Below are 21,624 nucleotides of genomic sequence, written 5' to 3'. Positions count from 1 at the left end.
CGCTTCGTCGAATGGCGGCACATCATGACGGGAACCCGCCATCCGGCGCAAACGGACGAACCGTCACTCGCCGCCGAGGAAGTCCAGCAGCAGGTCCGTCACCTCGGCCGGTCGCTCCAGGCTCGGCAGGTGGCCGGCCCACTCCAGGTCCACGTGCCGGACCGGGCCCGCGATCCGCTCGGGCAGGGCCGCCGCGATCTCGCGGTAGTCCGCGAGGTCGTGCGCCCCCGTCACGACCAGGCACCGCGCCGTGATCTTCCCGAGGTCCACCTCCGGGCTGCTGCGGAAGAACTCCGTCGCCGCCAGCTGCACCTCGAAGGCGTTGCGCTGCATCTCCCGGACCAGCGCCCGGGCCTCCTCGCCGGCCTCCGGGCCGAGCCACGCCGCCACGTTCAGCTCCACCGCGCCCGCGACGTCGCCGGCCTCCAGCAGCTCGTCCTCCTTGGCGCCGAAGGCCCGCGCCTCCGCGCTGTGCTCGTGCCCGGGCATCCCGGCGGCGAGCAGCGCCAGCGCCGTCACGGCCTCCCGCCGCGTCGCCGCCACCTCCAGCGCGACCTTGCCGCCGTACGAGGAGCCGACCAGCGCGGCGCTCTCCACTCCGAGGCGGTCGAGGAGGTCCAGCACGTCCCCGGCGTCGCTGTACGCGGCGTCCGCCATCGGCGACTCGCCGAACCCGCGGAAGTCCAGCCGCACCACCCGGTACCCGGCCTCGGTCAGGGCCTTCCACTGCTCGTCCCACATCCGCCGGTCGCACACGGCCGAATGCAGCAGAACGATTGCGGGGCCTTCGCCCGTCACGTCATAAGAGATCGTCATCCGGCAGAGGCTAGCGGACGACCTCCTCCGCGATCACCGGGTTATCGGACGCTCCCACCTGCGAAGTTCTCGCAGGCGCTGCCACCCGCCGGCTACCGGGGGATGAACAGCTCCTCGTTGCCCAGGCTGCTCTCGTGGACGGACACCGTCGGGTACGCCGCCCGCATCCGCGCCGCCTCCGCCGTCGCCCGCGCCTCGATCAGCGCGCCCTCCCCGCCCCCGTACCCGCGCGACCGCGACCGTTCCCGGAACATCAGGAACCCCGCCGCCCCGACGATGGCACCCACCAGCACGACCCCGAACACCACAACCGTCTCCACGAGCCCAGCCTCCCCGTTCCCCGTTGCACCGATCACCCACGGCCCGAGCCGAGTTGGAGGGCACAGCCCCCGTCCGCAGTATGCCCGCGACGACCGCCGAAGCCCACCCCGCCGACACGCTGATCCTCGGCAACGGCAGCCTGGTCCCGGCCGGCGGCGAGGTCCGGGTACGCGCCGCGTCCGACGCCGCCGCGTTCGACGTCGTCGAGATCGCCCGGCCGGCCGCCTGAGGCCCTCGTCAGGCGGGACGGCGCGTCAGCCGCCAGACCTGGTTCTCCCCGCTCTCGGCCGGCGCGAGATCCTCCTCGGCGGCCTCGCGCCGGTGCACGGTGAACCCGACCCGGGCCGGGACGGCGCCGCTGGCGAGGTTGGCCACGTCGTGCACCACCTCCACGTACTCGACGTCAGGCAGCCGGAACGCCTCCTCCACGAGCGCGCGGACGGTCCTGGTCATCACCCCGCGGCCGGTCGCCGCGGGGTGCAGCCAGTACCCGATCTCCCGCCCGCCCTCCGGGGTGTGCTCCCGCCGGAACAGCCCGCAGACGCCGACGATCGCCCCGTCCAGCGTCACCGCGTACGTGAACTCCTGCCGGTTCTCCCAGCAGCCGGCCCGCCCGGCGAGGAACTCCCGCGTCTTCTCCGGCGCGTGCTCGGCCACCCACGGCATCCACGGCCGCAGGTGCTCCAGCGACTCCTCGATCACCCGGAGGAACTCGGGCAGATCGGCCTCCCCCTCGAAGCGACGCAGGGTGAGGCCGTCGGCCAGGCGTACGACAGGCTGTGGTGTCTCCATCCCCGGAGCATTCCCCGCCCCCGCCGCCCTCGGCAACGCGATTTTCGCCCTACCGCCCCCGCGCCTCGCCGCAGGTCAGCCGCCACACCTGCTCCTCCCCGGTCTCCCCGAGGGCCTGCGGCTCGACGCTCCTACGGCGGTGCACGCCGAACCCCAGCCGCTCCGGGACGCCGCCGCTGGCGAGGTTCGTCACATCGTGCGCCACCTCCACGTACTCCACCCCCGGCACCCGGAACGCCTCCTCCACCAGCGCGCCGACCGCCCGGGTCATCAGCCCCCGGCCCGTCGCCGCGGGATGCAGCCAGTACCCGATCTCCCGCCCCGCCACCGGCGCGTCCCCGCACGGCGACAGCCCGACGGACCCCACGATCGCCCCGTCCAGCACGAGCGCGTAGTTGTACTCCTCACCGCTCTCCCACTGCCCCGGCTGCCGGGCGAGGTACTCCCGCGTCTTCTCCACCCCGTGCTCCGCCACCCACGGCATCCACGGCCGCAGATGCTCCACCGACTCCTCCACCACCCGGAACAACTCCGCCAGATCCGCCTCCCCCTCGAACCGCCGCAGCACGAGCCCACCCTCAAGCCGAATGAAACCCCTCACCATCCCCATCCCCCGAGCATCCCCCCACCCCCACCCCCGCAGCAACGCTCCCGTGGCATCGCTCCCGTGGCAACGCCCCACCACCCCGCCGCACGAGAAGTCGGCCCACCCGACTTCTCGCGCACCACCCCTCCCGGACGACTCGCCCGCCCGTTGCTCACGGCACGGTCGGCGGTGATCAGACCTCGCCCAGGAACCCCGGGTCGGCCAGGCCCAGCTGGCCGGCGAACTCCGCCGCCGAGCCCAGGAGCTGGCGCATCCCCACCGCGCGGCGGCTGAGGCCGCCGAGGTCGCACTGACCCTCCTGGGACCACAGGAACGGGTACACGGTGAAACCCTCGGAGAGGGTCAGGGCCGCCGTCTCCTCGCGCCATCCGGGCCAGCGCAGGCCGTCGTAGAACTGTTCCAGCCGGTCGTCCAGCAGCCAGGCGATCCAGCCCGAGTGGCCGGTCTCCATGGCCTCCCACTCCAGGGTGTCGGGCGCGAAGTACGTCATCTGGCCGGGGGCGCCGGGGCGGCCCGCGCCGGCGGGGTCGTGGCCGTTGAGGGCGAACACGCCGCCGAGGACGTCGTAGCCGACGACCAGGCCCGTGTCCGGCTGCCAGCCGGGGTCGACGGTGGTGGGGAAGCGGTTGGCGCGGCCCAGTCCGGGCAGTTCGCCCGCGCCGCCGCCGAGGACGCGCAGCCATCCGCCGTCCAGCAGCAGCCCGCCGGTGTGCAGGACCAGCGCGCCGAGTGTCGAGCGTGCGGTGACCTGGAGTTGCAGCAGGCTGCGCCGCCCCTCCTCGGGGTCGCCGGGCGGCAGGACCTGGACGGCTCCGGTGGCGGCGAGGGCCGGGCCGAGCGCGGGCCAGGCGGGGTCGTCGACGGTGATCAGGTCCTCGAGTGCGCGCATCCGGCGATGATCGCACGTCATACGTCCTCCTCCTCCGGCCGGTTCGCCTCCCACAGGGCGCGCAGCCGCGCGTACGCCCGGCCGAAGGCGGCCGCGTGGCCGAGGTCGAGGGCCATGGTGGCGCGTCCGTAGAGGTAGTGGGCGTCCCGGTGGGTGGCGGGGTCGAGGCCGGGCAGGTGGCACAGGAGCCGGAAGTGGTAGTCCAACGAGCTGCGCGTGTACTCCCGTTGATACTGGTGCCCGTCGGGCAGGAGGGTGCGCAGGACGTCCCGGGCGTGTTCGCGGATGATGCGGTCGAACTCGTCCGGCGCGGGGTCGACGGGCCGCAGCGGGTGGCCTTCCAACTCGCGCTCCATCACGGCGAGTTCCTCGGCGATGGCCTCCAGTGCCCGCAGGTCCAGCGGGGCGATCGCGTACGCCCGCGCACCGAGCTCCGCCGCCGCGCGGGCGCGCCCGGCATCGCCCGTACAGGCGGCGACGAAACCCGCCGACGTGCCGCAGCGCCACCGCAGTTCGGCGAAGCGCCACACCCGGTCCCAGTCGACGGCCGTCATGCGGCGCCGAAGTGCCGCTTGGTGTCGGCGACCAGCTTCCTCATGAACCTGGTGCCGGGCGCGTCCGTGAGCGCGGCGGGGCGGCGCAGCAGCGGTTCGGGTTCGAAGGCGAACGTCCAGGTGAAGCGGGTGCCGGTCGGGGTGGGGACGACCTCGTAGTCCTCGCCGAAGCGGCGGAAGATCGGCAGGGTGGCCTCCGTGACCATGAACGAGTGCCGCCTGCCCTCCTCCCAGCGCACGAACTCCTCACGCAGGTGCAGCAGTTGGAGTGCGGTGATCTCGCGGGTCGTGCCGACGCCGTGCGGCGGGGGAGAGGTGAAGCGGCCGTTGCCCAGTCCCCGGCACCAGGACAGCGGCGCGGCGCCGGCCAGCCCCTCCCAGACGGCCTCGGGGCTGACGGGCAGGTCCATGGTGTACGAGTGGCGGTGCGGGGCGGTGTCGAAGAAGGACGGGTCGAACCGTTCGAGCGTGAACCACGGCATGGGATCTCCCCTGAACTCGGCGAAGCGGCGGCGGAACTCCGTGCACCGAAGAATGTCAGCCCGCCCACGGCGCGGATATGTTGGCCCCCATGCCCACCCCGCCGCCCCTCTCCCACCCCGCCCTCTCCCACCCCACCCGCTATGACGCCGGCCGGGGCCGCGTCGCCCTGGTCGTCCCCGGCGTCGGCTACTCGCCGGCCCGGCCGCTGCTGCACTTCGCCCGCGAGGTGCTGCTCCGGCACGGATGGACCGTCCAGGAGCTGTGGTGGCAACCACCGGGCGACCTCGGCGGCCTCCCCACCGACGACCGGATCGCCTGGGTCGAGAACGAAGTCGCCCGCGCCGTCGACGCGGAGGACGGCGCCTGCGGACTCCTCCTCGGCAAGTCCCTCGGCTCCCTCGCCACCGGCCTCGCCGCCGAACGCGACCTCCCCGCCGCCTGGCTCACCCCCCTCCTCATCGCCGAGCGGGTCGCCGCCTCCCTCCACGCCGCCAAGGCCCCCACCCTCCTCATCGGCGGCACCGCCGACCACTGGTGGAACGGCCCCACCGCCACCGCCACCGGTCACCAGGTCCTGGAGATCCCCTCGGCGGACCACTCCCTCGAACTCCCCGGCGACTCCCTCGCCTCCATCGACATCCTCCACACCGTGACCACCTGCCTGGACACCTTCCTCGGCACCCTGCCCACCGACTAGCGTTCCGGGCGTCCAGCCCGCGCGGTCAGCGGCATTCCTCCGCCCGCGTCTCGTGCAGCGCTCCGGCGGCTGAGCTGATTCGGCTGCCGGAGTCGACCGTGTCCGAGTCCGGAGATCCCCAGGCTCGGACACGGTGGGACGGGGTGGCCATCGGGATGGGGCGGATCCTTCGGTTGGTGCGAGTCGAGCGGCCGCGATGTCAGGTGTGGATCGGCGGCTCGCCTCCATCCCGCCTCCCGCCTCACCTGGGGCGGGAGTTGCGCAGGGGGAAGCCGTGGTGGTGGGCACCGGCCGTCACGGTCAGGGCGGCGGCCAGTAGGGCGAGGGCGGTCCAGGAGAGCGAGATGGGCCCGGTGTGGGCGAGGAGGAGGCCGCCGGTGGCGGCGGCGGTGGCGATGCCGAGGTTCCAGCAGGTGACGAGCAGGGACTGGGCGAGGCGCCACCCGGCGGCCCCGCCGAGCAGGGTTCCGGCCGGGACGCCGATCGAGAGGGCGACCGTCGCGCCGGCCATCGCGACGGCGGCTCCCACGGTCCGTGCGGGGGAGCGGAGTTCAGATGCCGGCATGGGGCCGATGCTCTATCGTTGACATCCATGTCAAGGTCCAGCCGGCCGGACTCCGGCCCCGGCGTGAGGGTGGTCATATGCGGATCGGCGAGCTTGCCCGGATGACGGAGAGCACCCCGCGCCTGCTGCGCTACTACGAGGAGCAGGGCCTGATCACCCCGAGCCGCCGGCCCAACGGCTACCGCGACTACGACGACTACCTGGTGGACCGGGTGCTGCAGATCCGGGGCCTCCTGGACGCGGGCCTGCCGACCCGCATCATCAAGCAGATCCTGCCCTGCCTGGACGCGCCCCGGACGATCCACTTCGCCGAGGCCACCGCGGAGATGCTGGAGACCCTGGAGTCCGAGACCGACCGCATGTCGAGACGGATCGACTGCCTGGTCCGCAACCGGGACGCCATCCGCGAGTACGTGTCCGTGGTCCGGAGCATGGCCTGACAGGCCACGGCCCGATGGCCCGGACTCCCCTGAACTACGGAAGTAGTGGAACTACTGCAGTAGTTCCACTACTTCCGTAGTGCCGCCACGGGGGAGGAACGCCACTACGCCGGTAGTGCCACTACCGAAGTAGTGGCACTACCGGCGTAGTCCCCGCCCGCCCCCGGAGAGGCGGGAAGCCTCAGCCGATGGACCGCGGCAGCCGCGTCGTCAGGTACAGGATGGTGACCGACCCGGTGAACTGCAGCCCCAGGCAGATCGCCAGCGCCCGGTCCACCCCCAGGCTCGGCGAGAGCGCCAGGTACAGCGAGCCGAGGGTGGCGACGCCCAGCGCCAGGCTGGACTGCTGCCCGGTGGCGAGCACCCCGGAGCCGACGCCGGCCCGGGCGGCGGGCACCTTGGACAGGACGATCCGGAACAGCGGGGTGCCGATCAGCCCCTGCCCGATGCCCGCCAGGGCCACGCCGGGCGCCATCACCAGCGGCGTCAGGTGCTCCCAGTCGGTGAGGACGGTCACCGCGAGCACGGCCAGGCCCGCCCCCTGGACGACGGCCCCGGCGCTGAGCACCCGGCTGCCCCAGCGCCCGAGCAGCCGGGGGCTGGCCAGCGAGGCGGAGAAGTAGCCGACCGCCATCGGCACCAGCGCCCACCCGGCGGCGACCACGCCCAGGTGCAGCCCCTGCTGGAGGACGACGGCGATCACGAACATGAAGCCGCCGAAGCCCGCGAAGTACGGCAGCGCGATGCCGAGCCCGCGCCGCATCTCCGGGATGCGCAGCAGGGACGGCGGCACCAGCGGTGTGCCCCCGGAACGCTCGGCCCGGCGCTCGACCAGGGCGAACGCGACGGCCAGCACCGGGAACAGGGCGAGCAGTACCCAGGACCACACCGGCCACCCCGCCGCGCGGCCCTCCATCAGCGGTACGAGCAGTGACAGCAGCGCGGCGGTGAGCAGCACCGTCCCGGGCACGTCGACCCTGGCCGCCTGCGTGGCGCGGCTCTCCGGCACGTACCGGACGGCCAGGACGACGGCGAGCAGCGCGAACGGAACGTTCATCAGGAAGACGGAGCGCCATCCGGTGCCGAACAGGTCGGCGGCGACGAGCATCCCGCCGAGCACCTGCCCGATGACGACCGCGATCCCGCCGGCGGCGCCGTAGATGCTGAGCGCCCGTCCGCGCCGGGCGCCCTCGGTGGCGGCGGTGATGGTGCCGAGCACCTGGGGCAGCAGCAGCGCGGCCGAGGCGCCCTGGGCGGCGCGGGCGGCGACGAGACTCCACGCGCCGGGGGCGAGGCCGCAGGCCAGCGAGGTGACGGCGAAGGTGACGGCGCCGATGACGAACAGGCGCCGGCGGCCGTAGGTGTCGCCGAGCCGCCCGCCGAGGACGAGCAGGACGGCGAAGGCGATGCCGTATCCGGCGGCGACGAGTTCCAGGACGGCGGGCCCGGCGGCGAGGTCGTGGTCGATGGTGGGCAGGGCGACGTTGACGATGAAGAAGTCCAGCATCGGCAGGAACGCCCCGAGCAGGACGGTCACCAGCCCGGCGGTGCCCAGCGACGGGCTGCCGGAGGAAGAGGCAGAGGAAGAGGCGGACGAAGAGACGGCGGAGGGAGCGGCTGCGGGACGGGCGAGGGTGGGGGAGGCGGCGAGTTGTCGGGTCACGGGTCCTACGATCCGCTCCGCCGTAGCCTGGTACCAGAGTGGACTTATCCAGGTATAACGAGTACCTGGCAACCGCCTGCCCACTGCAGCATCCTGGGATGATGAGCGTCATGACGCAGGCCCCGCAAGCCCGCCCCACCTCCACCACCCAACAGCAGGCCACCCCGCAGCCCGCCACCCCCGGCGACGCCCGCCGCCACGAACTGGCCGCGTTCCTGCGCAGCCGCCGCGAGCGCATCGCCCCCGAGCAGGTGGGCCTGCCCATGACCGGCCGCCGCCGCACCCCGGGCCTGCGCCGCGAGGAGGTCGCGCAGCTCGCCGCCGTCGGCGTCACCTGGTACACGTGGCTGGAGCAGGGGCGCGCCATCCAGGTCTCCGCCCAGGTGCTCGACGCGGTGGCCCGCGCCCTGCTGCTCGACCCGAGCGAGCGCGCCCACCTGTTCACCCTCGCCGGCGCCGACGACCCGGCCCCGGTGCGCCAGTGCCTCTCGGTCACCCCGGGCGTGCAACTGCTCCTGAAGCAGATGGAGCCCTACCCGGCGGTGGTGATCAACAGCCGCTACGACGTACTGGCGTACAACCGCACCTACCCGGCCTTCGTCGGCGACCTCGAGCAACTCCCGCCCGAGGACCGCAACCTGCTGTGGCTGGCGTTCACCCCCTCGCACTTCAGCACGGTGCTCATCGACTACCGCAGCGAACGGCCCGGCATGGTGGCCCGGTTCCGCTCGGCGATGGCCGACCACGGCTCCGAACCGGCCTGGAAGTGCCTGCTGGCCCGGCTGCGCAAGGCCTCCCCGGACTTCGAGGAGTCCTGGCAGCGCCATGACGTCGCCCTGCCCGGCAACGGCGTCAAGCGCTTCCAGGTGCCGGGCGTGGGCCTGCTGAGCTGCGAGTACACCAACTTCTGGCTCGGCCCCTCCCAGGGCACCCGCATGATCGCCTACACCCCGCTCGACGAGGAGTCCCGCGCCCTCATGCAGAAGCTGTAAAACCAGTCCGCCCCAGCAGCACGCACACCGCCGCCAGCGGCAGCTCCACGCACCCCGCCATCGCCAGCGCCGCCAGCACCTCGTGCCCCGGCCCGGCGAAGGCCACGTCCACCAGCGCGTCCCCCGCCAGCAGCAGGGCCGCGGCCGTACCCACCCAGGCGGCGCCGGCGCTGCGCCGACGCACCAGCGCGTCCAGCCACAGCAGTACGGAGAACTCCGCGAGGTCCAGCACCACCCACGGCGTCTCGTGCCGGGCGGCGAGCATCAGCAGCCACGGCACCAGGGCGACGGCCGCCACCAGCGGCACCCGGGCCAGCCGGGCGGAGGGGACGTACGACGCCGGGGCGCCGAACGCGAGGGCGGTGCTCACCGGGCACCTCCGACCGGCGCATCCTGCGCCCCGCGCACCCGCTCCAGCGGCAGCCGCTCGGCCACCCCCGCACCGGAGACCCGCACCACCACGGCGTCCACCGGCCCCTGCGCCCACGCCAGCCAGAACTCCCCGGCCACCGTGACCACTTCGGCCGCCACCGCGCACGGCGCCGACCGGAACCGCCGCCGCCCGGTGAACTCCACCGCCGGCACCTCCCCGCCCACGGGCAGCCGCCCCCAGGCCAGCGCCTGCCAGGACCGCGCCCGCCAGGACCGCGCCGCCCGGGAACCACCGGAGGCGGACGGGCAGCGCCGCGCCCCCCGCAGCAGCTGCGGCGTCAGCCGCGCCGCGACCAGCACATCGGCCAACTCGCCGTCCTGGTACAGCTCCAGCGCCGCCCGCCCCCGGTTCGGCCGCACGCAGCGGACCGACCAGGGGCCGACACCGGCCGGCAGCGCACCCTCCGGCCCCGACTCCGACCCCGGCACCGACCCCGGCAGCGACCCCGACCCCGGCACCGACCCCGCCTCCGGCACCAGCACCGGGCGCAGCAGCGCGTCCTCGGGGACACCCCCGTGGCCCCCGAGGGCGGGCCGCCGGTGCGGCGGGGTGGCGGAGTGCGAAGCGGTCGTCGTCATGCCGTCAAGACTCCCGCCCCACCGGGGCCGCTGTCGGTGGTGCTCCACACCGAAAAGGGGGTGTAGCTAGCTACACCCCCACCCGGAACCCCCCTTCATGGTGGGCCCTGATCTGCGGGTCCTACGCTGTCGGCCATGACCTCCACCACGTTGCGCCGAGCGCTCGTCAGGAGCCTGGGGCGCCCACCGTGGTCGCCCGGCGTCTGGCGGGACACCCGATTCGCCGCCGCCGGCATACCCCTGGCGGCCCCGGTCTGGCTGGGCGTCACCTCCCCCAAGCTGCTCTGGGCGGTCCTCGCCCTGGTGGTCGCCTGCGCCCGCCTGCTGACCGCCGCCCAGCGCGGACGGCTGCGCGCCCTGTACGGCGTCGAGGTGCCGCCGCCCGGCGCCTCCCTCACCTGGCGGATCGGCCGGCTGCGCCTGGGCCTGAACTGGCGCCAGTTCGTCCACCACCTCCTGGTCGGCCCGGTCCTCGCCGCCGGAGCCCTGAGCGTCGTCTACCTCTGGGGCGTCGCCCTGGTCCTCACCACCCTCTACGCCTGGGTCTGGCTGCTGCCGCCCGACGTGGGGCTGCGCCACGACCTGGCCGGCCTGGACGTGGTGCTCGTCGTGGTCGGCGTTGTGCTGATCATCGTGACGCCCTGGCTCACCGCCGCCCTGGCCTGGCTGGAGGTCTTCGCCGCGCAGAAGCTCCTCGGCCCCAACCGCGCTGAGGCACTGGAGCGCCGGGTCGAGGAGATCGCCGAGAGCCGGGCCGGCCTGGTCGACGCCGTCGACGCCGAACGCCGCCGCATCGAACGCGACCTGCACGACGGCGCCCAGCAGCGCCTCACCTCCCTCGCGATGAACCTGGGCCTGGCCAGGCGCACCCTCAAGGACGCCCCGCCCGAGGTCATGCAGGTCATCGAGGACGCACACGCCGAGGCCCAGGCGGCCATCGACGAACTGCGCGACCTGGTCCGGGGCCTGCACCCCGCCGTCCTGGAGGACCGCGGCCTGGACGCCGCCCTCTCCGGCATCGCCGCCCGCGCGCCCCTGCCGGTGCGCCTGGACGTCGAGCTCGCCGAGCGGATCGCCCCGACCGTCGAGGCCGTCGCCTACTTCACCGTCTCCGAGGCCCTCACCAACGTGGCCAAGCACGCCCGCGCCGCCTCCGTCGACGTCTCGGTGCGCACGGACGCGGGCCGGCTGCACCTGGTCATCAGCGACGACGGGGTGGGCGGCGCCGACGCCTCGCGCGGCACCGGGCTCACCGGACTGCGCAAGCGCGCCGCCTCCGTCGACGGAACCCTGTCCGTAGTCAGCCCCCTCGGGGGGCCCACCACCATCTCCGTGGAGTTGCCGTGCGCGCTGTGATCGCCGAGGACTCGGTCCTGCTGAGGGTCGGCCTGGTCAAGGTCCTGGAGGCGGTGGGCTTCGAGGTCGTCGCCGCCGTCGGGGACGCCGTCGAACTGCTGGCGGCCGTCGAGGAGCACCTGCCCGACGTGGTGGTCGCCGACGTCCGGATGCCCCCGGGATTCCACGACGAGGGCGTCAAGGCCGCCATGATCATCCGCCGCCAGTGGCCGCAGGTCGCCGTGCTGCTGCTCTCCCAGTTCGTGGAGGAGCGCTACGCCGCCGACCTCCTGGCCACCAACACCAGCGGCGTCGGCTACCTGCTCAAGCAGCGCGTCGCCAACGTGGACGACTTCGTGGAGGCGCTCCAGCGCGTCGCCGCGGGCGGCACCGCCCTGGACCCGGAGGTCGTCGCCCAGCTGCTGGTGCGCCGCAAGCACGACCCGCTGGAGAAGCTCACCCCGCGCGAGCGCGACGTCCTCGGGCTGATGGCCGAGGGCCGCTCCAACGCGGCCATCGCCGCAGCCCTGGTGGTCAGCGACAGCGCGGTGGCCAAGCACATCAACTCCATCCTCACCAAGCTCGACCTGCCGCCGACGGACGACAGCCACCGCCGGGTGATGGCGGTGCTGCGCTTCCTGGAGGTGGGGGGAGCGTGAGCCGGTTCGAACGGACCGAACGGACCGAACGGACCGCCCGGACGGCCCGGATCGACCGGATCTGGCGGATCACCGGCCTGGCCACCGTGCTGTTCGTCCTGGTCATGGGCGGGGGGCAGACCCTCGCCGTCGTGGCCAGGCAGGAGCGCACCGAGAACACGGTGTACCCCGTCGCCGTCCACCGGATCCAGCTGGTGACGGGCAGCTCGTCCGTGCGCGTCAAGCCGGGGTCGGACGGCCGGGTCCTGCTGACCAAGCGCCTCGACTGGACGGTCAGTGAGCCGAAGGTGAAGGCAGAGGTCGACGCCGCCGGGGTGATGACCGTCAACGTGCAGTGCCGGCGCGAGCTCCCCTTCTACAACTGCGGCGCCCAGATCGACCTGGAGGTGCCGCCCGGCGTCGAGGTCGGCGGCCTGGTCACCTCGGGCAGCGTCGAGCTGGAGGACCTCACCGGGCCGGTCGACCTGGAGGGCACCTCCGGGGCGATCGGCCTCGACCGCCTCACCGGCCCGGTGCACGCCAAGACCTCCTCCGGCATGGTCCAGGGCACCGGGCTCGGGTCCGGCACGGTGGAGGCGACCAGCGACTCCGGCTCCGTGCAGCTGGACTTCGCGACCGCGCCCGCCGACGTCCGGGTGAAGACGAACTCCGGCTCGGCGACGGTGACCGTGCCCAAGGGCAGCCACTACCGGATCAGCGGCCGGACGGGCTCCGGCAGCAGCCAGATCGACGCCTCGCTGGGCGACGCCGCCAGCTCGAACAGCCTGGTCGCCGAGGTCGGCTCCGGCTCGCTCCAGATCGGCTACGGCAGCGGCGGGAACCCGTAGGCCCTCTCCTTCGGATCCCGCCGGGTGCCGCCGCCCGGCGGGGGAGGAAGCGGCTGACCCGGGTGGGGGACAATGGAGAGTCCCGTCCCCGATCCGAGGTCAGCCGCGCCCATGACAGCCACGCCCGCCCCCACCGCGCCCGGCACCGCGACCGAGACCCTGCCCGGCCCCGAGTCCGACGCCGCAGCCCGCCCCGAGTCCGGCACCGCAGTCGGCACCGCGACCGGCCCCGCCTCCGACGCCGAGTTCGCGCCGCTGGACCTCGGCCCGATCCGGGTGTGGCCGCCGGTGGTGCTGGCCCCGATGGCCGGGATCACCAACGCCCCGTTCCGCACCCTGTGCCGCGAGCAGAGCGGCGGCAAGGGCCTGTACGTCTCCGAGATGATCACCACCCGGGCCCTGGTCGAGCGCAACGCCAAGACCATGCAGCTGATCAAGTTCGACGCGAGCGAGAAGCCCCGCTCGATCCAGCTGTACGGCGTGGACCCGGTGACCGTCGGCAAGGCCGCCCGGATGATCTCGGACGAGGGCCTGGCCGACCACATCGACCTCAACTTCGGCTGCCCCGTCCCCAAGGTCACCCGCAAGGGCGGCGGCTCGGCCCTGCCGTACAAGCGCAACCTGCTGCGCGAGATCCTGCGCGAGGCCGTGGCCAACGCCGCCGGCCTGCCGGTGACCATGAAGATGCGCAAGGGCATCGACGACGACCACCTCACCTACCTGGACGCCGGCCGCATAGGCGCCGAGGAGGGCGTGGCCGCGATCGCCCTGCACGGGCGCACCGCCGCCCAGCACTACGGCGGCACGGCCGACTGGTCGGCGATCGCCCGGCTGCGCGAGTCCGTCCCGGCGCACGTCCCGGTGCTCGGCAACGGGGACATCTGGTCGGCCGAGGACGCGCTGCGGATGATGCGCGAGACCGGCTGCGACGGCGTGGTCGTGGGCCGAGGCTGCCTGGGCCGGCCGTGGCTGTTCAAGGACCTGGTCGCGATCTTCGAGGGCGACGTCGACCACGCCCGCCCGGACTTCGGGTACGTGGCGCGGGCGATGGTGCGCCACGCCCAGCTGCTCGGCGAGTGGATGGGGGACGAGACCCGCGGCGTGGTCGACTTCCGCAAGCACGTCGCCTGGTACACCAAGGGCTTCTCGGTCGGCTCCGAGCTACGGGTGAGGCTCGCCAACTCCTCCTCCCTGGAGGAACTGGCCGAAACCCTCGCCCAGGTGGAGCAGACCCAGACCTGGCCGATCGGCGCGGACGGCCCCCGGGGCCGCACCAGCGGCAACGGCCGGGTGGTCCTGCCCGAGGGGTGGTTGGACGATCCGTACGACTGCGCCCGCCCGGGCGAAGACGCCGAATCGGACACCTCCGGCGGATGATCTAGACGAACTGGCGAAGTAGCCCCTCCGGGGCCTCTGGCCACCAAGGCCTAGCCCTCTTGTCCATTCTGGACAGGAGGGCTCCTTTTTGGCGTGATCATATGACTCAAGGTGCGCGAATCGCCGCGCAGTGTGAGGATGATCAGCGCCCGATCGGTGAGATGTGCTGGTGACGCTGACCACATGCGAGGTCGACTGACGCCCGGTCAGTGGACGAAGTGGACAGGTCGGCCATGGATCGCTTCCCGAAGCCGGTGGCCGGGGTTCGGCCGATCGGGGTGCAGGAAATCAAGCCGGGGAAACACAAGGCGCGATCCGCTGACACTCTCCGTCCGGTTGGTGTGATCTTCGCGTTGCAACGCGTTCAAGACTTGAACGCATCATCGCGTCATCCGGACGATTTCACCAACAGAGGTGAACGCCTTTATGTGCATTCGATCTAGCGGGTTACCTCGCGGTACCAGCCTCGTGTGGCCTATTCAGGGCAGAGAAGTGCCTTCGAAATGGGTATGTTCTCCGGCGTCAGGGCAACCGCGTTCGAGGAGACCTTCCCGTGACGTCCCAGCAGAAGTTTGTTTACTCCTTCACCGAAGGAAACAAGGACCTCAAGGATCTTCTCGGAGGCAAGGGCGCGAACCTGGCCGAGATGACCAACCTGGGGCTCCCCGTCCCTCCGGGGTTCACCATCACCACCGAGGCGTGCAAGGTCTTCCTGGAGACCGGCAGTGAGCCCACCTCCCTCCACGAGGAGATCAGCGCCCACCTGGACGCCCTCGAGAAGGAGATGGGCAAGAAGCTCGGCCAGGCCGACAACCCGCTGCTCGTCTCCGTACGCTCCGGCGCCAAGTTCTCCATGCCCGGCATGATGGACACCGTCCTCAACATCGGCCTCTCCGACGTGTCGGTGGCCGGCCTGGTCGCGCAGTCCGGCAACGAGCGCTTCGCCTGGGACTCCTACCGCCGCCTGGTCCAGATGTTCGGCAAGACCGTGCTGGGCGTCGAGGGCGAGCTGTTCGAGGAGGCCCTCGACGAGGCCAAGCACGCCAAGGGCACCGTCAACGACCTGGACCTGGACGCCGAGGACCTCAAGGCCCTCGTCGAGGTGTTCAAGGGCATCGTCGAGCGCGAGACCGGCCGGGCCTTCCCGCAGGAGCCGCGCGAGCAGATGGACCTCGCCATCCACGCGGTCTTCCACTCCTGGAACGGCGACCGCGCCCGGCTCTACCGCCGCCAGGAGCGCATCCCGAACGACCTGGGCACCGCGGTCAACGTCTGCACCATGGTCTTCGGCAACCTCGGCGAGGACTCCGGCACCGGCGTCGCCTTCACCCGCGACCCCTCCACCGGCACCCAGGGTGTCTACGGCGACTACCTCTCCAACGCCCAGGGCGAGGACGTGGTGGCCGGCATCCGCAACACCCTGCAGCTGTCCGAGCTCGAGAACCTCGACAAGAAGTCGTACGACGAGCTCATGGCGATCATGCAGAAGCTCGAGAACCACTACCGCGACCTCTGCGACATCGAGTTCACCATCGAGCGCGGCAAGCTCTGGATGCTCCAGACCCGCGTCGGCAAGCGCACCGCCGCCGCCGCCTTCCGCATCGCCGTCCAGCTCGTCGACCAGGGCCTGATCGACCTGGACGAGGCGCTGATGCGCGTCACCGGCGGCCAGCTGGCGCAGCTGATGTTCCCGCGCTTCGCCCCGAACGCCGAGTCCAAGCAGATCGGCTGGGGCCTGGCCGCCTCCCCGGGCGCCGCGATCGGCAAGGTCGTCTTCGACTCGTACACGGCCGTCAAGTGGTCCCGCTCCGGCGAGAAGGTCATCCTCGTCCGCCGCGAGACCAACCCCGACGACCTGGACGGCATGATCGCCGCCGAGGGCATCCTCACCTCCCGCGGCGGCAAGACCTCGCACGCCGCCGTCGTCGCCCGCGGCATGGGCAAGACCTGTGTCTGCGGCGCCGAGGAGCTCGAGGTCGACACCAAGTCCCGCAAGTTCACCACCGCGGACGGCCTCGTCGTCCACGAGGGCGACGTGGTCTCCATCGACGGCGCCAGCGGCAAGGTCTACCTCGGCGAGGTGCCCGTCCTGCCGTCCCCCGTCGTCGAGTACTTCGAGGGCACCCTGCACGCCGGTGCCGACGTCCAGGGCGGGCTCGTCCAGGCCGTCCACCGCCTGATGTCCCACGCCGACGGCCGCCGCCGCCTCGCCGTGCGGGCCAACGCCGACAACGCCGAGGACGGCGGGCGCGCCCGCCGCTACGGCGCCCAGGGCATCGGCCTGTGCCGCACCGAGCACATGTTCCTCGGCGAGGAGCGCCGCAAGGAGGTCGAGCACCTGATCCTGGCGGACAACGACAAGGACCGCGAGCAGGCCCTCACCACCCTGCTGCCGCTGCAGAAGAGCGACTTCCTCGAGCTGTTCCAGGCGATGGACGGGCTCCCCGTCACCGTCCGCCTGCTCGACCCGCCGCTGCACGAGTTCCTGCCCGACATCACCGAGCTGTCGGTGCGCGTCGCCCTCGCCGAGGCCCGCAAGGACCCGAACGAGAACGACCTGCGTCTGCTCCAGGCCGTGCACAAGCTGCACGAGCAGAACCCGATGCTGGGCCTGCGCGGTGTGCGCCTCGGCCTGGTCATCCCCGGCCTGTTCGGCATGCAGGTGCGCGCCATCGCCGAGGCGGCCGCCGAGCGCAGGCTCGCTGGCGGGGACCCGCGCCCCGAGGTGATGATCCCGCTGGTCGGCACCGTCCAGGAGCTGGAGCTGGTCCGCGACGAGTGCGAGCGCGTGCTCGCCGAGGTCGCCCAGTCCACCGGCGTCCAGCTGGACATCAAGCTCGGCACCATGATCGAGCTGCCGCGCGCCGCCGTGACCGCCGGGCAGATCGCCGAGGCCGCCGAGTTCTTCTCCTTCGGCACCAACGACCTGACCCAGACGGTCTGGGGCTTCTCCCGGGACGACGTGGAGGCCTCGTTCTTCACCGCCTACCTGGAGAAGGGCATCTTCGGGGTCTCCCCGTTCGAGACCATCGACCGCGACGGCGTCGGCTCGCTCGTCAAGCACGCCGTCGAGGCCGGCCGGGCCACCCGCCCCGACCTCAAGCTCGGCGTCTGCGGCGAGCACGGCGGCGACCCGGAATCCGTCCACTTCTTCCACGAGGTGGGGCTGGACTACGTCTCCTGCTCCCCCTTCCGCATCCCGGTGGCGCGCCTGGAGGCAGGCCGCGCCGCCATCGAGACGGCGGGCAGCGACTCGCGCTGAGGAGGGTAGGCATCCCCACCTCGCGCGGACTCGACTGACCGCTCATCCCTCCCGTCGGGAGGGCGTACACCGGAGCTCGGCGCAGGAGAACCGGCGTACGTGACACGGCCGGGCGGGAACGGACAACGGCGTCCGTTCCCGCCCGGCCGTTACTACTTCCGTAGTGGCACTACGGAAGTAGTGCCACTACTCGCGTAGTGACGGCGTCGTGCGGACGTGCGGACGTGTGGCCGCCACCACGCGTGTACCTGATCGGGCGCGGCGCCCGGGCCTGCCAAGCTGGGGCGCATGACCAGACGCAAGAGCCCGCTCCTCGTCGTGGCCGTCCTGATCCTGGCGGTCCTGGCCGGAGTCGGCTACCTCCTCGCCGGCAAGGGCGGCGACAGCCACCCCAAGGCCTCCGCGACCTCCACCGCCACCGGCGCGGGCACCTCGAACACCTCGGCCCCCAAGCCCTCCGCACCCAAGTCCACCCCGCCGCCCGGCGGTGGCGCCGCCACCGGCACCTGGGTGCCCGCCGACCCCGCGCTGGCCGACGTCTGCCGCACCAAGCTCCCCGGCCAGGCCCAGGACACCCTCGCCCTGATCGCCAAGAACGGGCCCTACCCGTACAACCGGGACGGCATCGTCTTCGAGAACCGCGAGAGCCGGCTGCCGAAGAAGACCGACGGCTACTACCACGAGTTCACCGTCGTCACCCCGGGCTCCAACGACCGGGGCACCCGGCGGGTCGTCACCGGCGGCTCCGGCGAGCAGTACTGGTCCCCGGACCACTACGCCACCTTCCAGGAGATCGACCCCCGCTGCTGACCGAGGCGCGGGCGGGCTGACCCCACCTCACCTCGCCCGCCGCCAGCTGATCCGGTCGTGCGGCCCGTGCGGCCCGGTGGTGACCAGCGCCGTCAGCTCGTGCAGCACCGGCGTCGGATCGCGCCGCAGCTGCACGGGCGTGGTCCGCACCACCGGCAGCCCGGCGGCCGTCAGCCGGTTGGCGCGGGTGAGGCCGTGCTCGTAGTCGGCCGGGCGCAGGTGCCAGGCGCGGGAGTCGATCTCCAGGGCGACGCAGGCGTGCGGCCAGTAGGCGTCGGGCACGGCGAGGAAGCGGCCGTCCAGGAACAGCACCGGGTTCCACAGCGGTTCGGGCAGGCCCGCGTGGGTGATCAGCTCGCGGGCCTCGCCCTCGACCACCGACCGCACCCCGGCCGTCAGCTCCTCCACCACCCGGGCCACCTGCGGCAGACCCAGCGCACCGGGCCGGGCGAGCAACTGGTCCAGCAGCTCCCCGAGTTCGCACGCCCGGCGCTGCACCGCCTCCGCGCACAACGCCCGGAACCGCCGCTGCCCGCTCTCCCGGGGCGCCAGGTCCGCCAGCGCCCGCGCCACCGTGGTGCCCCACAGCCCGTCCCCCCGCTCGACCCCGCCCGGCATCGGCCCGGACGCCCGGTGCACCCGGACGAACCCGCGCTCCCCGACCCGCCGCCGCCCGGGGATCAGTACGTCCACCTCGGAGACGTCGGCCGGATGCCCGGCACTCGGCAGCCCGGCCTCCGCCAGCACGGCGATCCCGGTCAGCAGCACCTCCCCGGCCTGCGGCTCACGCCCCTTCGGACTCGCGTACGCCAGTGCGGCGCGCAGTTTCTGATGAGCCGTCAGTCTCCCGGTCTGCAGGCAGATCACCCGGGGCAGCACCTGCTGCCAGGGCCCGCCGGGGCGCAGCCGGTGGGCGATGGTCCCGGAGGGCACGCCGAGCCGGCGCAACTGCGCCCGGGTGGCGACGTGCTGCTGGTCGGCGCCGAGCAGCACGAGCGGGTCGAGGGGGTTCGCGCGGGTCATGCCCCGGTGCTGCCCGCCCGGATCGGAGGTATGCGAAACATCAGCCTTGGGGGGAGTGTCGCGAATGGTGTTGACGAACCCGGGCCCGATCCGCTGGGCTGGCGTCCATATGACGACCCCACCCACCGGCCCCGCGTTCGCCGCGCTCAACGGCCTCTCCGTCGGCGACGCCCTCGGCGCCCAGTTCTTCGTCCCGGCCACCGCCCGCGCCCACTTCACCACCCGCACCGACCCGCCCGGCCCCTGGCCGTGGACGGACGACACCGAGATGGCCTGCTCGGTGTACGCCGTGCACACCGAGCGCGGCACGATCGACACCTTCGACCTCACCCACGCCTTCGCCCGCCGCCACGACTTCGACCGGGGCTACGGCCCGTCCGCCAACCGCCTGCTGCGGCTGATCCGCGAGGGCGGCGACGCGAAGGCGCTCGCCGCCGGCATGTTCGAGGGCCAGGGCTCCTACGGCAACGGCGCCGCGATGCGGGTGGCCCCGCTGGGCGCGGCGTACGCGGAGGACCCGTCTGCGGTGGTCGGCCCCGCCGCCGACACGGCCGTCATCACCCACACCCATCCACAGGCGGTGGACGGCGCGATCGCGGTGGCGGTGGCCGCCGCGTACGCCGCCGGCGCGCGAACCGAGCCGATGGCTCCGGGCGTCTTCCTGGGCTGCGTCCTCGACCTCACCCCGTCCGGCGCCGTCCGCGACGGCCTCGCCGAGGCGATCGCCCTGCTCGGCGAGCCCGACCTCCGGGTCGCCGCGAAGGTCCTCGGCAACGGCAGCCGCACCTCCGCCGCCGACACCGTCCCGTACGCCCTGTGGTGCGCGGCCCGGCACCTGGGCGACTACCGCGCCGCCGTCTGGGAGGCGATCGCGGCCGGCGGCGACGTGGACACCGTGGCCGCCATCACTGGCGGCGTGGTCGCCGCCCGCACCGGCACCCACGGCATCCCCGCCGCCTGGATGGCCGCCCGCGAACAGCTGCCCTCCTGGACGTTCACCGAGCCGGGCAGCGTCCAGCCGGTTCCGCCCGGCGACACCAGGCTGAAGCCACTGCGACTGCCACGTCCGGCCCCGGTGCCGGACGTGGTCTGGACGGACGAGCAGTGGCAGCGGATCAGGACCAGGAAGATCGCCGGCAGCTGGGTGCACCGCACCGAGGAGGGCGTCCTCCACCTGCATCGCGTGTGGTCGGGCAGCGCCATCTGGAGCGTCCGGGTCGCCCCGGTGCCGGGTGGTGGCTGGCGGCCGGTGTCAGCCCTCGTCGAGGCCCATCCCAAGCACTACGCAGGCGGCCCCGACGGGCTGGTTGCCCTCCTCCGGGAAGCGTCCGGGGACGACCGGCTCAGGCCGTGATCATCAGCTGCCCGGCGCCAGGGCCGCCGTGTCTAAGGCACTCCTGGTTGATCGCCGGATCCGGCGCGCTCGGCGAGGTCGCGTTGGCGATCCGCAGCTCGATGATGTCCCGCACGGCGGGCCACTCGGCGTCCAGGATCGAGTAGAACGCCGTGGAGCGCACCACCCCGTCCAGCCCGCGCGAGTGGGCTCGGCGCACGCCCTCGGAGGTGGCGCCGAGCCGCTCGATGGCGGTGCGGGAGCGCAGGTTGCGGGCGTCCGCGCGCAGCGAGATGCGCTGCACGCCCCAGGTCTCGAAGGCGTGGCGGAGCATCAGCAGCTTGGCCTCGGTGTTGATGCCGGTGCCCTGGGCGCGCGGCGAGAGCCAGGTGTTGCCGATCTCGGCCGCGTCGGGGACGGCCGTGGCCGGGTCGCCGAAGGGCACCCCGGGCACGGGCGGCCACACCAGCGGGCCCTGCCAGTAGTCGAGTTCCAGGAACCGGGTGGACCCGACCACCCGGCCGTCCGCGGTGCTCACCGTCGCGAACGGCACCGCCCGGCCTGCGGCCTGGTCGGCGAGGGCGCGCGCGACGTAGTCGCGGGCCGCTTCGAGGCCGTGCGGGACGGGGGTGAAGGCGTAGGTCGTACGGTCCTCGGCGCCGGCCGCGGCGATGGCCTCGGCATGGTGCGCGGCGAGGGGCTCCAGCCGCACGGTGCGGCCGGTGAGGGTGACAGGTACGGGCACGGGACCTTCTGTCCTTCATCGGTCGTAGGGCGCATCCCGCACCGGGGTGCGGCACGGGCTGCGGTGGACTGTTCGCCCCGGCCCGGAACCGCCCACCGGGTACCCGTGTGCGCCGGATCACTCCGGGCGGGGCAGGGCGGGGGCGGCGGCCCGGAACGGGCGGCGCGGTGCCGGAACGGACGCGGGTCCTCGGACCGGTCCGGCGGGATGAGCGAGGGGACAGTGTGCGTCCGCGAAATGGCCGAAGAGGGAAGGAGTGCGCGAAGGGAAGCAGGCGGCCAGGTGAAGGCAAGATGCGTCGTGGGTGGCTGGCCGAGCATCGGACCGGGACGTGATCGACGGCGTTACGGACGACGTGACGACGACGCGACGATGCGAGGCAGCGAGAGGACGATACCCGCCAGAAGGCGGTGCGTCACTTCG

Annotated in this window: 25 protein-coding genes; 12 read left to right on the top strand and 13 right to left on the bottom strand. The window is 73.1% G+C overall.

Annotation, left to right across the window (positions count from 1 at the left end; all coding sequences use genetic code 11):
* Positions 1-63: 63 nt before the first annotated feature.
* Together ACIBCA_RS25160 and ACIBCA_RS25155 are read right to left on the bottom strand one after the other, a co-directional pair.
* Positions 64-816, bottom strand: a complete 753-nt coding sequence (locus tag ACIBCA_RS25160) for an alpha/beta fold hydrolase (protein WP_396285242.1) — start codon at positions 814-816, stop codon at positions 64-66.
* A gap of 92 nt (positions 817-908) precedes the next feature.
* The gene (locus ACIBCA_RS25155; protein WP_396285241.1) at positions 909-1,136 is read right to left on the bottom strand and encodes a hypothetical protein; all 228 of its coding nucleotides are present in this window, start codon (positions 1,134-1,136) and stop codon (positions 909-911) included.
* A gap of 80 nt (positions 1,137-1,216) precedes the next feature.
* Here ACIBCA_RS25155 and ACIBCA_RS25150 point away from each other — a divergent pair, with 80 nt between their 5' ends.
* Positions 1,217-1,366, top strand: coding sequence for a hypothetical protein (locus ACIBCA_RS25150; RefSeq protein ID WP_396285240.1), 150 nt, complete (start codon positions 1,217-1,219; stop codon positions 1,364-1,366).
* A gap of 8 nt (positions 1,367-1,374) precedes the next feature.
* On the opposite strand, the gene ACIBCA_RS25145 is transcribed toward ACIBCA_RS25150, so the two are convergent.
* From ACIBCA_RS25145 to ACIBCA_RS25125, 5 genes are all read right to left on the bottom strand, one after another.
* On the bottom strand, positions 1,375-1,929 hold the full coding sequence (locus ACIBCA_RS25145; RefSeq protein ID WP_396285239.1) for a GNAT family N-acetyltransferase: 555 nt from the start codon (positions 1,927-1,929) through the stop codon (positions 1,375-1,377).
* A gap of 49 nt (positions 1,930-1,978) precedes the next feature.
* Complete coding sequence (locus ACIBCA_RS25140; protein WP_396285238.1) at positions 1,979-2,497, bottom strand: GNAT family N-acetyltransferase; 519 nt, start codon at positions 2,495-2,497, stop codon at positions 1,979-1,981.
* A gap of 211 nt (positions 2,498-2,708) precedes the next feature.
* Positions 2,709-3,425, bottom strand: coding sequence for a DUF2625 family protein (locus ACIBCA_RS25135; protein WP_396285237.1), 717 nt, complete (start codon positions 3,423-3,425; stop codon positions 2,709-2,711).
* A 17-nt stretch (positions 3,426-3,442) separates the two neighbouring features.
* Positions 3,443-3,979 carry a hypothetical protein gene (locus tag ACIBCA_RS25130; RefSeq protein ID WP_396285236.1) on the bottom strand — a complete coding sequence of 179 codons (537 nt, stop codon included), beginning with the start codon at positions 3,977-3,979 and terminating at the stop codon, positions 3,443-3,445.
* Positions 3,976-4,461 carry an SRPBCC family protein gene (locus tag ACIBCA_RS25125; RefSeq protein ID WP_396285235.1) on the bottom strand — a complete coding sequence of 162 codons (486 nt, stop codon included), beginning with the start codon at positions 4,459-4,461 and terminating at the stop codon, positions 3,976-3,978. Before ACIBCA_RS25125 ends, ACIBCA_RS25130 begins: the two co-directional genes overlap by 4 nt.
* An 89-nt stretch (positions 4,462-4,550) precedes the next feature.
* On the opposite strand from ACIBCA_RS25125, the gene ACIBCA_RS25120 reads away from it, so the two are divergent.
* On the top strand, positions 4,551-5,159 hold the full coding sequence (locus ACIBCA_RS25120) for an alpha/beta hydrolase (RefSeq protein WP_396285234.1): 609 nt from the start codon (positions 4,551-4,553) through the stop codon (positions 5,157-5,159).
* A gap of 241 nt (positions 5,160-5,400) precedes the next feature.
* Here ACIBCA_RS25120 and ACIBCA_RS25115 read toward each other — a convergent pair whose 3' ends face one another.
* Positions 5,401-5,724: a hypothetical protein gene (locus ACIBCA_RS25115; protein WP_396285233.1), complete on the bottom strand. Its 324-nt coding sequence runs from the start codon at positions 5,722-5,724 to the stop codon at positions 5,401-5,403.
* A gap of 77 nt (positions 5,725-5,801) precedes the next feature.
* Between ACIBCA_RS25115 and ACIBCA_RS25110 the strand changes: the two genes are divergently transcribed.
* Entirely contained in the window at positions 5,802-6,164 is a 363-nt protein-coding gene (locus ACIBCA_RS25110; protein WP_396285232.1) for a MerR family transcriptional regulator, read from the top strand.
* Positions 6,165-6,345: 181 nt separating this feature from the next.
* On the opposite strand, the gene ACIBCA_RS25105 is transcribed toward ACIBCA_RS25110, so the two are convergent.
* Positions 6,346-7,827: an MFS transporter gene (locus ACIBCA_RS25105; RefSeq protein WP_396285231.1), complete on the bottom strand. Its 1,482-nt coding sequence runs from the start codon at positions 7,825-7,827 to the stop codon at positions 6,346-6,348.
* Positions 7,828-7,928: 101 nt separating this feature from the next.
* Between ACIBCA_RS25105 and ACIBCA_RS25100 the strand changes: the two genes are divergently transcribed.
* Positions 7,929-8,819, top strand: a complete 891-nt coding sequence (locus ACIBCA_RS25100) for a helix-turn-helix transcriptional regulator (protein WP_396285230.1) — start codon at positions 7,929-7,931, stop codon at positions 8,817-8,819.
* Here the strand turns inward: ACIBCA_RS25100 and ACIBCA_RS25095 are convergent.
* A complete protein-coding gene (locus tag ACIBCA_RS25095) occupies positions 8,803-9,189 on the bottom strand; it encodes a hypothetical protein (RefSeq protein ID WP_396285229.1) in 387 nt (128 codons plus the stop codon). The two genes, ACIBCA_RS25100 and ACIBCA_RS25095, sit on opposite strands and share 17 nt — an antisense overlap.
* Positions 9,186-9,830, bottom strand: a complete 645-nt coding sequence (locus ACIBCA_RS25090; protein WP_396285228.1) for a hypothetical protein — start codon at positions 9,828-9,830, stop codon at positions 9,186-9,188. Before ACIBCA_RS25090 ends, ACIBCA_RS25095 begins: the two co-directional genes overlap by 4 nt.
* 135 nt (positions 9,831-9,965) lie before the next feature.
* Here ACIBCA_RS25090 and ACIBCA_RS25085 point away from each other — a divergent pair, with 135 nt between their 5' ends.
* From ACIBCA_RS25085 to ACIBCA_RS25055, 7 genes are all read left to right on the top strand, one after another.
* Positions 9,966-11,186 (top strand): histidine kinase, encoded by a 1,221-nt coding sequence (locus ACIBCA_RS25085; protein WP_396285226.1) that lies wholly within the window; start codon positions 9,966-9,968, stop codon positions 11,184-11,186.
* Positions 11,174-11,824: a response regulator gene (locus ACIBCA_RS25080; RefSeq protein ID WP_396285225.1), complete on the top strand. Its 651-nt coding sequence runs from the start codon at positions 11,174-11,176 to the stop codon at positions 11,822-11,824. The genes ACIBCA_RS25085 and ACIBCA_RS25080 overlap by 13 nt, the downstream gene beginning before the upstream one ends.
* A complete protein-coding gene (locus ACIBCA_RS25075; RefSeq protein WP_396285224.1) occupies positions 11,821-12,651 on the top strand; it encodes a DUF4097 family beta strand repeat-containing protein in 831 nt (276 codons plus the stop codon). Before ACIBCA_RS25080 ends, ACIBCA_RS25075 begins: the two co-directional genes overlap by 4 nt.
* A gap of 303 nt (positions 12,652-12,954) precedes the next feature.
* Positions 12,955-14,028, top strand: coding sequence for a tRNA dihydrouridine synthase DusB (dusB, locus tag ACIBCA_RS25070; RefSeq protein WP_396285286.1), 1,074 nt, complete (start codon positions 12,955-12,957; stop codon positions 14,026-14,028).
* Between the two features lie 233 nt (positions 14,029-14,261).
* Positions 14,262-14,471, top strand: a complete 210-nt coding sequence (locus tag ACIBCA_RS25065) for a hypothetical protein (protein WP_396285223.1) — start codon at positions 14,262-14,264, stop codon at positions 14,469-14,471.
* A gap of 110 nt (positions 14,472-14,581) precedes the next feature.
* Positions 14,582-17,290 (top strand): pyruvate, phosphate dikinase, encoded by a 2,709-nt coding sequence (ppdK, locus tag ACIBCA_RS25060; protein WP_396285222.1) that lies wholly within the window; start codon positions 14,582-14,584, stop codon positions 17,288-17,290.
* Between the two features lie 288 nt (positions 17,291-17,578).
* Positions 17,579-18,100, top strand: coding sequence for a ribonuclease domain-containing protein (locus tag ACIBCA_RS25055; RefSeq protein ID WP_396285221.1), 522 nt, complete (start codon positions 17,579-17,581; stop codon positions 18,098-18,100).
* A 27-nt stretch (positions 18,101-18,127) separates the two neighbouring features.
* On the opposite strand, the gene ACIBCA_RS25050 is transcribed toward ACIBCA_RS25055, so the two are convergent.
* Complete coding sequence (locus ACIBCA_RS25050; protein ID WP_396285220.1) at positions 18,128-19,123, bottom strand: hypothetical protein; 996 nt, start codon at positions 19,121-19,123, stop codon at positions 18,128-18,130.
* A gap of 109 nt (positions 19,124-19,232) precedes the next feature.
* Here ACIBCA_RS25050 and ACIBCA_RS25045 point away from each other — a divergent pair, with 109 nt between their 5' ends.
* On the top strand, positions 19,233-20,477 hold the full coding sequence (locus tag ACIBCA_RS25045) for an ADP-ribosylglycohydrolase family protein (RefSeq protein ID WP_396285219.1): 1,245 nt from the start codon (positions 19,233-19,235) through the stop codon (positions 20,475-20,477).
* On the opposite strand, the gene ACIBCA_RS25040 is transcribed toward ACIBCA_RS25045, so the two are convergent.
* On the bottom strand, positions 20,467-21,201 hold the full coding sequence (locus ACIBCA_RS25040) for a GNAT family N-acetyltransferase (protein WP_396285218.1): 735 nt from the start codon (positions 21,199-21,201) through the stop codon (positions 20,467-20,469). The two genes, ACIBCA_RS25045 and ACIBCA_RS25040, sit on opposite strands and share 11 nt — an antisense overlap.
* Positions 21,202-21,624 lie beyond the last annotated feature (423 nt).

The sequence above is a fragment of the Kitasatospora sp. NPDC051170 genome (genome assembly GCF_044455705.1).
Classification (GTDB): domain Bacteria; phylum Actinomycetota; class Actinomycetes; order Streptomycetales; family Streptomycetaceae; genus Kitasatospora.
This window is presented reverse-complemented; position numbering and strand designations above follow the sequence as displayed.